The organism is Pseudoxanthomonas sp. LjRoot204_2 (assembly GCF_056175765.1).
In genome coordinates, this window is sequence record NZ_JBGFFG010000074.1 from 1 (window position 1) to 10855 (window position 10855).

14 protein-coding genes are annotated in these 10855 nt (G+C 68.3%); 3 read left to right on the forward strand and 11 right to left on the reverse strand.

Annotated elements, in window-relative coordinates; genetic code table 11:
• The 3 genes from AC04L7_RS05415 to AC04L7_RS05425 form a co-directional block, all read right to left on the reverse strand.
• Positions 1-1011 (reverse strand): efflux RND transporter periplasmic adaptor subunit (locus tag AC04L7_RS05415; protein ID WP_475512649.1); only part of this gene is annotated, 1011 nt, incomplete at its 3' end.
• Positions 1012-1107: 96 nt separating this feature from the next.
• On the reverse strand, positions 1108-2379 hold the full coding sequence (locus AC04L7_RS05420; RefSeq protein ID WP_296282758.1) for a sensor histidine kinase: 1272 nt from the start codon (positions 2377-2379) through the stop codon (positions 1108-1110).
• 49 nt (positions 2380-2428) lie between these two features.
• A complete protein-coding gene (locus AC04L7_RS05425; protein WP_055940490.1) occupies positions 2429-3130 on the reverse strand; it encodes a response regulator transcription factor in 702 nt (233 codons plus the stop codon).
• A 128-nt stretch (positions 3131-3258) separates the two neighbouring features.
• Between AC04L7_RS05425 and AC04L7_RS05430 the strand changes: the two genes are divergently transcribed.
• Positions 3259-3597 carry a DMT family protein gene (locus tag AC04L7_RS05430; RefSeq protein WP_296282759.1) on the forward strand — a complete coding sequence of 113 codons (339 nt, stop codon included), beginning with the start codon at positions 3259-3261 and terminating at the stop codon, positions 3595-3597.
• Between the two features lie 16 nt (positions 3598-3613).
• Here the strand turns inward: AC04L7_RS05430 and AC04L7_RS05435 are convergent, their stop codons facing one another.
• From AC04L7_RS05435 to nudE, 5 genes are read right to left on the reverse strand one after another with little or no spacing between them, the layout of a single operon-like run.
• Positions 3614-3916 carry an Mpo1-like protein gene (locus AC04L7_RS05435; RefSeq protein ID WP_296282760.1) on the reverse strand — a complete coding sequence of 101 codons (303 nt, stop codon included), beginning with the start codon at positions 3914-3916 and terminating at the stop codon, positions 3614-3616.
• A gap of 16 nt (positions 3917-3932) precedes the next feature.
• Positions 3933-4256 (reverse strand): YnfA family protein, encoded by a 324-nt coding sequence (locus tag AC04L7_RS05440; protein WP_435997089.1) that lies wholly within the window; start codon positions 4254-4256, stop codon positions 3933-3935.
• Between the two features lie 25 nt (positions 4257-4281).
• Entirely contained in the window at positions 4282-5109 is an 828-nt protein-coding gene (gene mazG, locus AC04L7_RS05445) for a nucleoside triphosphate pyrophosphohydrolase (RefSeq protein ID WP_435997087.1), read from the reverse strand.
• The gene (gene cysQ / locus AC04L7_RS05450; RefSeq protein ID WP_296282763.1) at positions 5087-5923 is read right to left on the reverse strand and encodes a 3'(2'),5'-bisphosphate nucleotidase CysQ; all 837 of its coding nucleotides are present in this window, start codon (positions 5921-5923) and stop codon (positions 5087-5089) included. The genes mazG and cysQ overlap by 23 nt, the downstream gene beginning before the upstream one ends.
• Positions 5920-6468: an ADP compounds hydrolase NudE gene (gene nudE, locus AC04L7_RS05455; protein ID WP_475512650.1), complete on the reverse strand. Its 549-nt coding sequence runs from the start codon at positions 6466-6468 to the stop codon at positions 5920-5922. The genes cysQ and nudE overlap by 4 nt, the downstream gene beginning before the upstream one ends.
• 74 nt (positions 6469-6542) lie before the next feature.
• On the opposite strand from nudE, the gene bioA reads away from it, so the two are divergent.
• Entirely contained in the window at positions 6543-7943 is a 1401-nt protein-coding gene (gene bioA, locus AC04L7_RS05460; RefSeq protein ID WP_475512651.1) for an adenosylmethionine--8-amino-7-oxononanoate transaminase, read from the forward strand.
• On the forward strand, positions 7934-8665 hold the full coding sequence (locus tag AC04L7_RS05465; RefSeq protein WP_435997083.1) for a 16S rRNA (uracil(1498)-N(3))-methyltransferase: 732 nt from the start codon (positions 7934-7936) through the stop codon (positions 8663-8665). The genes bioA and AC04L7_RS05465 overlap by 10 nt, the downstream gene beginning before the upstream one ends.
• Positions 8666-8729: 64 nt before the next feature.
• Here AC04L7_RS05465 and AC04L7_RS05470 read toward each other — a convergent pair whose 3' ends face one another.
• The 3 genes from AC04L7_RS05470 to AC04L7_RS05480 form a co-directional block, all read right to left on the reverse strand.
• On the reverse strand, positions 8730-9200 hold the full coding sequence (locus AC04L7_RS05470) for a chemotaxis protein CheW (protein WP_296282767.1): 471 nt from the start codon (positions 9198-9200) through the stop codon (positions 8730-8732).
• A 10-nt stretch (positions 9201-9210) separates the two neighbouring features.
• Entirely contained in the window at positions 9211-10458 is a 1248-nt protein-coding gene (locus AC04L7_RS05475) for a chemotaxis protein CheB (protein ID WP_299340821.1), read from the reverse strand.
• A partial coding sequence (locus AC04L7_RS05480) for a response regulator (RefSeq protein ID WP_475512652.1) occupies positions 10445-10855 on the reverse strand: 411 nt, incomplete at its 5' end. The genes AC04L7_RS05475 and AC04L7_RS05480, both read right to left, overlap by 14 nt.

A 10855-nucleotide genomic window follows, 5' to 3' on the forward strand; every position in this document is an offset into this window, starting at 1 on the left:
GGCGTTGGCCTGCTCGCCGGTCGGCTTGTAGCGCAGCGCGGCGTTGGACACCTTGAGGATGTCGTCGCGCTTGCTGACCTCGATCTCGGCGTTGACGGTCAACCCGGGCAGCAGCGTGCCGTCGCTGTTGTCCACGCTGACGACTACCGGATAGGTCACCACGTTGCTGGTGGTGGTGGCGGACAGGCGCACCTGTTGAACCTCGCCACGGAACTGGCGGTCGGCGAACGCGTCGACGGTGAAGGACACCGCCTGTCCCACCTTGACCTGGCCGATGTCGGCCTCGTCGACAGCCAGCTCGATCTTCATCTTCGACAGGTCTTCGGCGATGGTGAACAGCTCCGGCGCCTGCAGGCTGGCGGCCACGGTCTGGCCCGGCTCGATGGTGCGCGTCAGCACCACGCCATCCACCGGCGAGCGGATGACGGTACGGTCGAGGTTGACGCGGGTGGTCTGCGTGGACGCCGTCTGCTGGCGGATCTGCGCCTGCGCCGCATTGACCTGCGCGCGTGCCTGGTCGCGCGACGCGCGCGCCAGGTCGACGTCGCTCTGCGCGACCAGCTTCTGTCGGCCGAGGTCGGCCTTGCGGGTGTAATCGAGTTCGGCGTTCGCCAGCGTGGCCTGCGCCTGCTTCAGGCTGGCCTGCGCGTTGGCGATCTGGGCATTGCCCTGTTCGATCTGGGCTTCGTACGTGCTCGGATCGATGCGTGCCAGCACCTCGCCCTTCTTGACCTCGCTGTTGTAATCCACCAGCACGTCGGTGACCTGGCCGGAGATCTGGCTGCCGACGGTCACGGTGGAGATGGCGCTCAGCGTGCCGGTGGCCGAGATGGCCACGCGGATGTCGCCGCGTTCGATGGTGGCGGTGCGATAGGCGCTCTCGGCACCCTCGGCCTTGCGCGAGGTCCAGTACCAGGCGCCCGCACCGACGAGGGCGATGACGGCGACCCCCAGCAGGATCCTGGGCAACGGGGAAGGCTTGCGGGGGGCAGTGCGTGCAGGCTGGCTCATGCAGTGAGTCGGCTCGGAAGAGGGGGAGTCGGAAGGGGGAACGCGCCGGAGGCCGCGGCGTTGACAGCGTGCGGTACCGATCAGTTCCCGTATAGCTTACGGAACGAAGCGGATCGTGGCCGTGGTGCCGCGCCCCAGCTCGCTGTCCAGCTCGATCTTCCAGCCGAAGCGTTCGCACAGCCGGCTGACGATGGACAGGCCCAGTCCGCTGCCGTGCGGACGCGAGGGGTCGGCACGATAGAAAGGTTCGAACACGCGGGTCATCGACTCGGCCGACATGCCGATGCCGCTGTCCCGCACGACCACCCGGTCGGGCTCCAGCAGCACGTCGATGCGGCCGCGGTCGGTGTAGGCGCAGGCATTGCGCAGCAGGTTGCTGACCACGACCTGGAACACCCGCGGCGGCGCATGCAGCCGCGGGCGCGCGTGCAGCGTGACCTCCAGGTCGACCGGCTTGTTGAGCAGGAGCGTGCGTGCGTTTTCGGCCTCGTCCATGACGATGTCGGCCACGTCGAAGTCTTCGCTCTGCGGTTCAACCTCGGCTTCGCGCGCGAGGATCAGGAAGGCATCGATCACCGCCTCCATGTCGCGGCCGGCGCGCTGGATGCGCTGCAGGGCACGGGCCACGCGTGGCGGCGCATCTTCCGCCATGCCCATGTCGGTGGCCACGCGGATGACGGTCAGCGGCGTGCGCAGTTCATGACTGGCGTCGCGGGTGAAATCGCGCTCGCGCGCCACATGCGCGGTGACGCGCTGGGCCAGGCCGTGCAGCGCCGAGGCCAGCTGGCGGGCCTCACCCTGCACGTCGCTCGGCAGGCGTTCGGGCGCCAGCGCGCTGACATCCGGGCGGCGCGGATCCCATTCCGCCACCTGCCGTGCCAGCCAACTGACCGGCGACACCAGGCGTTTGGAGGCGCGGTAGGTCAGCCACGACACCAGGTAGATGGCCACCAGGGTCATGATGATCGGCACGGTGCCGAAGTAGAAGGCCAGGCGCTCGGCCTGCGAACGCAGGAACACCAGGTACAGGCGGCCCTGCGGTTGCTCGTCGACGAGCACCAGCAGGTCGTCGTCCTTCAATTCGTGGAAGCCCGGACGGAGATCGCGGAGGTTTTCCGGCAGCACCAGGTTGGAGTGCCCCTTCAGCACCAGGTAGCCGCGCAGGTTGAAGGTGTTCGGTGGCGGCTGCGCGGTACTGGCGCTGTAGAGCTCCCAGAAGTGCCCGGCCTCTTCCTGCAGCGCGGTGTTCATCAGGCTGTGCTTGATGACCGCGGAGATCACGTACACGCCCAGCACGATGGCCAGGCTGACCATGACGGCCTGCAGGATGAAGGCGATCCTGAGTTTGCGGGGCAGGCCGTGGCGCATGGGCAGTCGTCGGGCGGAGGCAGGAAGATGCCGCGCGCCGACGGTCCGGTCAGCCGATGTCGGCGATGCGGTAGCCCGCGCTCTGCACGGTGTGCAGCAGCGGCTTGTCGAACGGTTTGTCGATCACCTTGCGCAGGTTGTAGAGGTGGCTGCGCAGCGTGTCCGAATCGGGCAGGCCATTGCCCCAGATCTCGCGCTCGATCTCCTGGCGCGTCACCACCCGCGGCGATTCGCGCATAAGGATGGTCAGCAGGCGCAGGCCGATGGGCGAGAGCATCAGTTCGGTGCCGCCGCGCGTGGCACGCATGCTGACCGGGTCCAGCACCAGGTCGGCGACCTTCAGCACCTCGGCTCCCACCTGGCGCCGTTCGCGGCGGATCAGCGCGCGCAGGCGCGCTTCCAGTTCCTGGATCGCGAACGGCTTGGTCAGGTAGTCGTCCGCACCGGAACTCAGGCCGGTCAGCTTGTCGTCCAGGGTGTCGCGCGCGGTCAGCATCAGCACCGGCGTGGACTTGCGTGCCTCGGTGCGCAGGCGCTTGCAGACTTCCATGCCGTCCAGCCGCGGCAGCATCAGGTCCAGCACCAGCACGTCGTAGCTGTTCTCCACCGCCAGGCGATACCCGTCCAGGCCGTCGGTGGCGTAGTCGACTTCAAAGCCGCGGCCTTCCAGATATTCCCCGATCATCTCGGAAATGTTGCGGTTGTCTTCCACCACCAGCACCAGACCCGCGGTTTCCTGACTGTGTCGCATGACAACTCCTTGAGAGGCTTCAGGTTTGTGAAGCTACCGGGCCACCGGTAGACACCGCGTGAAGACGCCCTCTCCATTCAGCCGGCAGTTGGCATTACGCTTCGCGCTCCCCTCCCGACGGCCTTGCCATGATCGACCGCATCCTGCCCCTTTTCCTGCTGCTGGCCTCCAACGTTTTCATGACGTTCGCCTGGTATGGGCACCTGAAGTACAAGTCCTCGCCGCTGTTCGTGGCGATCCTGGCCAGCTGGGGCATCGCGTTCTTCGAGTACACCCTGATGGTGCCGGCTAACCGGATGGGCAGCACGGTGTACTCGGTCGTGCAGCTGAAGACCATCCAGGAGGTCCTGACCCTCCTGGTCTTCGCCGGCTTCAGCACCTGGTATCTGGGCCAGCCGCTGAAGTGGAACCACTACGCTGCCTTTGCCCTGATCGTGGGTGCGGCGTTCCTGATGTTCTACGAATGAACCTGTAGGAAGAGGGTCAGAACCGGATCTTCCCGGTGAGGATGTCCTTGAACATCACCCAGTCGCCGGCGAAGGAATAGAACGGATGCTTGAAGGTCGCGGGCCGGTTCTTCTCGAAGAAGAAGTGGCCGACCCAGGCGAAGCCATACCCGCAGAACAACGCGGCGAGCAGCCACCACGCGTTGCGCTCGACGATGGCCATCGCCAGCAGCGCCAGCACACCGCAGCTGCCGATGAAGTGCAGGCGCCGCGACGTGCGGTTGCTGTGCTCGTCGAGATAGAACGGATAGAACTCGCGGAAGCTGGCGAAGCGGCTCATGTCCCCTCCCACAGGGTCAGGCGGCGCGTGGCGAGAACATGATCACCGCCATGCCGGCCAGGCACAAGCCGGCGCCCAGCAGGTCCCAGCGCGTCGGCTTCACGGCATCGACCGCCCACAGCCAGAAGATCGCCGTCGTGATGTAGACGCCGCCATACGCGGCGTAGACGCGGCCCGAGGCCGTGGGGTGCAGCGTCAACAACCAGGCGAACAGTGCCAGGCTCGCCGCGGCCGGCACCAGCAACCAGGCGCTGCCGCCCTTGCGCAGCCACAGATACGGCAGATAGCAGCCGACGATCTCGGCTACCGCGGTGGCGAGGAACAGCAGCAGGGTCTTCATGCGGCAAGCCTAACGCAGGCGCGGGTCACGCCGGGTTCCGCTCCGTGGCTTTCACCCGCGTCCACAGCGCTTCCTGTGCTTCGAGGTCCAGCGCGGACATCGTGGTGCCTTCCGCGGCGGCGATCGCCTCCATCGCGCGGAAGCGGCGTTCGAACTTCAGGTTGGCCCGGCGCAGCGCGCTGCCGACATCCACCTTCGCGTGCCGGGCGAGGTTGGCGGCGACGAACAGCAGGTCGCCGATCTCGTCCTCCAGCCGCGCATCGCGCTCCGGCGAGGGTGCGGCGGCGAGCTCGACGCGGACTTCGTCGATCTCTTCGTGCAGCTTGTCGATCACCGGTGCGGTGCCCGGCCAGTCGAAGCCCACGCGCGCCGCGCGCGACTGCAGCTTCACTGCGCGCTGCCATTCCGGCAGCCCGCGCGACACGCCGGCCAATGCGGATGCATCTTCCTCGCCGGCGGCCTTCCGTTCGGCGGCCTTGATGGCCTCCCAGTTGACGGTCTGCGCCTCGGCATCGGCGAATGAGGCCTCGCCGAATACATGCGGATGGCGGCGCACCATCTTGTCGCAGATGGCGGCGACGACATCGCCGAACGCGAAGGCACCCTGCTCCTGTGCCATCTGCGCATGGAAGACGACCTGCAGCAGCAGGTCGCCCAGTTCGTCCTTCAAGGCCTGCAGGTCGTGCCGGTCGATCGCGTCGGCGACTTCGTAGGCTTCTTCCACCGTGTACGGCGCGATGGTGGAAAAATCCTGCTCCAGGTCCCAGGGGCAACCGCCATCGGGATCGCGCAGCCGGGCCATGATGGCCAACAGCCGCGCGATGTCGCCGTCAGGCGATGCGGGCGTGCCCATTCGCGTCGTCCTGCGCCAGCGCCAGCCAGGTGCGCCATGGCAACGTCATGTCGCCCAGCGCAACGAAATCGCCGTTGAGCAGCGTCTCGCGGCGGTTGTAGCGGAACGCGCGGCCATCCGGCGCCAGCAGTGCGCCGCCGGCGGCTTCCAGCACGCATTGCGCGGCGGCGGTATCCCACTCGCTGGTGGGGCCGAAACGCGGATAGACGTCCAGGGCACCTTCGGCGATGCGGCAGAACTTGAGCGACGAACCGAGCGCGACGTCTTCGATCGTCCCCATGCCGTCGAGGAAAGCCTGCGTGCGCGCGTCGCGATGGGACCGGCTGGCCGCCACTTTCAGCGTGCCGGTGGCCGGCGCCCGCGTGCGGATCTGCGCATCCACGTCGCCGACGCGGCGGTAGGCGTTCCGCCCCTGCCGCGCGTGCCATGTCTCGCCGCCGACCGGCGCATGGACCACGCCGAAGATGGGCTCGTTCTGCTCGATCAGTGCGATGTTGACGGTGAATTCGCCGTTGCGCTTGATGAACTCGCGCGTGCCGTCGAGCGGATCCACCAGCCAGTAGGTCGGCCACTGGCTGCGCTCGGCCCACGGGATGTCGGCGGCTTCCTCGGACAACACAGGCCATTGCGGGGTCAGGCGGCGCAGGCCGTCGATGATCACCTGGTGGGCGGCCATGTCGGCGGCGGTCAGCGGGCTGTCGTCGCTCTTGTGCTGCACGTCGAAGGCGTTCTCGTACACCGCCATGATGGCGAGGCCCGCTTCGCGGGCGATGACGATGACGGCTTCGTGCAGGTCTGCGGTCATGCGGCTCATGTCCGCTCTTTCAACCATTCGCGGGCGATGAACAACGCCGCAAGCGAACGGCCTTCCGAAAAATCCTCGCGCAGCATCAGCTGGTCGAGGTCTTGCAACTTCCAGGGCACTACTTCCAACTCCTCGGGTTCAYCCCCCGGCAGGCKCTCGGGGTACAGGTCTCTCGCCACCACCAGCCAGGACTGGTGGCTCATGTAAGTGGGCGCCAGGGTCAGGGCGCGCAGCACGTCCAGGCGGTGCGCGCCGAAACCGGCTTCTTCCTTCAGCTCGCGGTCCGCGGCCTGTTCTGGCGTCTCGCCCGCGTCGATCCGGCCCTTCACAAGGCCCAGTTCGTAGCGGTGCATGCCGGCGGCGTACTCGCGCACCAGCAGCACCGTGTCGTCGTCCTGCATCGGCACCACCACCACGGCGCCATGACCCTGCGAGCGCAGGCGGTGGTAGCGGCGGCGCTCGCCGTTGCTGAACTCCAGGTCCAGCTCTTCGACGTGGCGATCCGGCCCGTCGGCGCGCTGGGTGATCCCATGGATGGTGGGAAGGCGGCTCATGCGACGGCGCACGTTCCGCCCGTTCCACGCGGAGCGCGGCGACGGCAGGGGGTGGTGCCCGATATCATGGGGGGATGCGACAACAGGATCATCAAGCGGGAATGCTAGCAGAGGCGGACCACTGGCGTGCCCGTGATCTGTCCGTGCTGTGGCATCCCTGCACGCAGATGCGTGAACACCCGCACACCTTGCCGCTGGTCCCGATCGCCCGGGGCGAGGGCGCGTGGCTCATCGGCCACGACGGATCGCGCTACCTGGACGCGGTGAGCAGCTGGTGGACCAACCTGTTCGGCCACGCTGAGCCTAGGATCGGTGCCGCCATCGCGGCCCAGGCCGGCGTACTCGAACAGGTGATGCTGGCCGGCTTCACCCATGCGCCGGCGATCGAACTGGCCGAACGGCTGCTGGCGGTGGCGCCGCGGCAGGCGGGTCGCGCGCCGCTGGCCAAGGTTTTCTACGCGGACAACGGTTCGTCCGGCGTGGAAGTGGCGCTGAAGATGGCGTTCCACTGGTTCCACAACCGCGGCGACCACCGGCGCACGAAGTTCATCGCGCTGGAAAACGGCTACCACGGCGAAACGCTCGGCGCGCTCGCGGTCGGCGACATTCCGCTGTACCGCCGCGTGTATGCGCCGTTGTTGGCGGAGGCCTTGTTCGCGCCCTCGCCCGATGCGTACCTGGCGCACCCCGGCGAATCGCCGGCCGCGTGCGCCGCGCGTGCTGCCGACGCGCTGGGCAGGCTGCTGGAGCAGCATGCGGGCGAGGTCTGTGCCGTGATCGTCGAGCCACGCGTGCAGTGCGCGGGCGGCATGCGCATGCACCACGCCGACTACCTGACTCGGGTACGTGAGCTGTGCGATGCCAGCGGCGCGTTTCTGATCGCCGACGAGATCGCGGTCGGCTTCGGGCGTACCGGCACGCTGTTCGCCAGCGAACAGAGCGGCGTGATGCCCGACCTGCTGTGCCTGTCGAAGGGATTGACCGGCGGCTTCCTGCCGCTGGCCGCGGTGCTGGCCACCCAGGCGCTCTACGATGGCTTCCTGGACGATTCGCGCGAACGCGCGTTCCTGCATTCGCACAGCTACACCGGCAATCCCCTGGCTTGCGCCGCTGCGCTGGCATCGCTGGACATCTTCCGCAGCGACGACGTGCTGGCGCGCAACCGCCGCACGGCCCACGCGATGGCCGTGCTCGCCGCACCGCTGGCGTCGCACCGGCATGTGGCCGACGTGCGACAGGCCGGCATGATGCTCGCGTTCGAACTCACCCAGGACGGCGACAAGGCGACACCCTTCCCCGCCGCCGCACGTATCGGGCTGAAGGCGTACCGGGCCGCGCTCGCACGCGGCGTGGTGCTGCGCCCCTTGGGCGACGTGCTGTACTGGATGCCGCCCTACTGCGTGGACGAGGATGCCCTGCAACTCCTCGCCGACGTCACCCGCCACGCCATCGACGAGGCCACGTCATGCGCCTGACCCGCTGCCACGTCGATGCCGGCCTGGCGGTCGGCACGTCGATCGCCCTGCCCGACGCCTCCGCCAACCATCTGGCCCGCGTACTGCGCCTGCGCGAGGGCGACGGCTGCGTGTTGTTCAATGGCGACGGCCGCGACTACGACGCGCGCATCGCCGCGATCGGCAAGCGGGGCGTACTGGCCGACGTGGTCGGCGCGCGTGACGTCGACAACGAGTCGCCGCTGCGCGTCAGCCTGCTGCAGGGCATCGCGCGTGGCGAGAAGATGGACCTGATCCTGCAGAAGGCGACCGAACTGGGCGTGGCCTCGATCATCCCGGTGATGGCCGAGCGCACCGAAGTGAAGCTCGATGCCGATCGCACGGAAAAGCGCATGGCGCACTGGCGCAGCGTCATCGCCTCAGCCTGCGAACAGAGCGGCCGTGCGCGCCTGCCGTCGCTGGCGGTACCCACCACACTGGGCGACGCGGCACAGGCGGTCGATCACGGGGCAACGAAGCTGACGCTGGACCCGACCGGCGACGTGTCCCTCGCCACGGCGCAGATCGATGCAGCTGCGGTCGTGGTCGCGATCGGGCCGGAGGGCGGCTGGTCGCCGCGCGATCGCGACACGCTGTCGGCGGCGGGCTTCATCGGGCTCCGTCTCGGCCCGCGCATCCTGCGCACCGAAACCGCCGGGCTCGCCGCCATCGCCGCACTGCAGTCGCGCTTCGGCGACCTGTAAGAAGCCACGCTGAGTGAAAACTTCAGGCGCGGCCCACGGCCGCTCCTGCAGATAGCGGGGTACGTCAGGCCGCGCTTGCCAGCGCGTCGCCGATCATCGTTTCGACCACTTCCAGGTCGGGCAGTACGGCGGCTTCGTCACCGAGCAGCACGCGGACTTTCACCCCGACGGGGAGATCCTCCTCGGTCGCATCGGCCAGCAGGCCGTCGCGCGGTACCGACACCAGCCGCGGGAAGGACGGCGTCAGCAGGGCGAAGTACGGGCGGTCCTTGTCGCCGCTCAACGCCTTGAGCACGACGATCTTGCTGTTCAGCGCGACCGGCTCGCTCGCGTTGCCGGTGAGGCGCCCGAAGGCGACCAGCGGCACGGCCCAGCCGTGCCAGTCGATCCGTCCCGGCAACCAGTCGGGCATGTCGGCAACCGGCTCGACCGGCGCGCGTGTCAGCACTTCCGCCACGGTGGCATTGGGCAGCAGCAACCGGTATTCGCCCGCCTGGATCAGGACGCCGCGGATTTCGTCGTTGGAATGGGCCATCGTGTGTCCTTCAGAACCAGCGGTCGGTCAGGCGCTGCGCGAGTTGCGCGGGGGTGCCCAGTTCGGCGCCACGGGCGGCCAGCGCCTTCGGTGCGGCAGGGTCGTAGCAGCCCTCCTGCGACTGGCCCATGACCAGGGCACCCTCCTTGCCGAGCGCCGCCGCCGCATCCACCAGTCCGGTGTCGCTGCCGCTGAGCAGCAGCACCGCGCTGTCTTCCGGCGGCAATTGTGGAATCGTGGCCTGGATCGCGTCGCCGGGACGGAAGCCCACGGCGCCGGCATCGACGAACGGCACGACGTCGCCGGGCAGCACGTAGACGTGTCCGGCGTCGGCGGCCTTGCCTGCTTCGGCGAGCAGCACGGGCATGTGCGACACCCGCTCCATCTGCCGCACGAGATTGTCGTAACGGCCGCCATCCAGGCGCAGGTGCACCATCACCGGCTTGGGAAAGCCGGTCGGGAGATCGGCCAGCAACTTGCGCACGGCGTCGGGTCCCCCGATGCCGGCGAATACGAGCACCGCGCCCTGCACGCGCGTCGCGCCTGCAGATGCGCCATCCAGCGGTTCGAGCTCCAGGGTCGAGAGATCGAAGGTGGACTTGGACACGGACGCAGGCAAGGGCGGCGGAACCGCAGCGGGCAACTCGGGCAGCGGCGGCGGCGTCTGCGGGAGGTCGGATTCGGATTGCGGCGACGCCGCGCGCAGCCAGTCATCGACGTCGACGACCTGCTCGTTCCCCTCGCGCACCTGCAGGCCGCCGGTATAGGCGAAATCGTCGCTCGGCAGTTCCAGCGCCATGTCGGCCGCTTCCTCCACGTGCAGGGAAATCTCTGCGCCTTCGTGCAGTTGCGCCGGCGTTACCGGCAATCCCGGTTCGAGCTGCAGGCCCACGTCTTCTTCCCGACCGGGCGGCAGCACGTCGCGATGGCCATGCAGCTTGGCAGCCAGGTGGCGTGCCCAGCGCTGGGCCTCCCAGCCCTGGCGCTTGGCGGCCAGATCGGCCTCGTCGAAGATCACGGCGACGGCCGGGTCATGCAAGACGCTGTCGAAGCGCTCGAGGCTGTCCTCGATGGCCGGCTCCAGCGCCACCAGCACCACCTGCGGCGCACTGTTGCCGAGCGCGTCGGCGTCGAGGGCGTTGGGGTCGTCTTCCAGCACGATCTCGGCGCCGGCGTCGTGCAGCGCCACGCGCAGGCGCTCGCGCGCCTCGCCCGGGCGCGCCAGCAGGGCTACGCGTTTGGCTTCACTCACGGACACGGGCGATTCCCAGCAGGTCGTACACGTTGCGCATCAGATCGAGCTCCTGGTAGGGCTTGCCCAGGTAGCGCTGCACGCCGATATCGAAGGCACGCTGGCGATGCTTGTCGCCGGTACGCGAGGTGATCATCACGATCGGCACGTCCTTGAAGCGTGGATCGGCYTTCATCGCGGTGGCCAGCTCGTAGCCATCCATGCGCGGCATCTCGATATCGAGCAGCATCAGGTCGGGTACGCGCTCTTCCAGCTTCTCCAGCGCTTCGACGCCGTCGCGCGCGGCGCTGACCTCGAAGTTGTGGCGTTCCAGCACGCGACTGGTGACCTTGCGCATGGTCAGCGAGTCGTCGACCACCATCACCAGCGGCACCCGGCGCTGTTCCACCACCGGTGCCTGCGC

Coding starts and splice junctions, on each gene's coding strand:
- AC04L7_RS05420 (WP_296282758.1), bottom strand. CDS start 2,379: ATGCGCCACGGCCTGCCCCGCAAACTCAGGATCGCCTTCATCCTGCAG.
- AC04L7_RS05425 (WP_055940490.1), bottom strand. CDS start 3,130: ATGCGACACAGTCAGGAAACCGCGGGTCTGGTGCTGGTGGTGGAAGAC.
- AC04L7_RS05430 (WP_296282759.1), top strand. CDS start 3,259: ATGATCGACCGCATCCTGCCCCTTTTCCTGCTGCTGGCCTCCAACGTT.
- AC04L7_RS05435 (WP_296282760.1), bottom strand. CDS start 3,916: ATGAGCCGCTTCGCCAGCTTCCGCGAGTTCTATCCGTTCTATCTCGAC.
- AC04L7_RS05440 (WP_435997089.1), bottom strand. CDS start 4,256: ATGAAGACCCTGCTGCTGTTCCTCGCCACCGCGGTAGCCGAGATCGTC.
- mazG (WP_435997087.1), bottom strand. CDS start 5,109: ATGGGCACGCCCGCATCGCCTGACGGCGACATCGCGCGGCTGTTGGCC.
- cysQ (WP_296282763.1), bottom strand. CDS start 5,923: ATGAGCCGCATGACCGCAGACCTGCACGAAGCCGTCATCGTCATCGCC.
- bioA (WP_475512651.1), top strand. CDS start 6,543: ATGCGACAACAGGATCATCAAGCGGGAATGCTAGCAGAGGCGGACCAC.
- AC04L7_RS05465 (WP_435997083.1), top strand. CDS start 7,934: ATGCGCCTGACCCGCTGCCACGTCGATGCCGGCCTGGCGGTCGGCACG.
- AC04L7_RS05470 (WP_296282767.1), bottom strand. CDS start 9,200: ATGGCCCATTCCAACGACGAAATCCGCGGCGTCCTGATCCAGGCGGGC.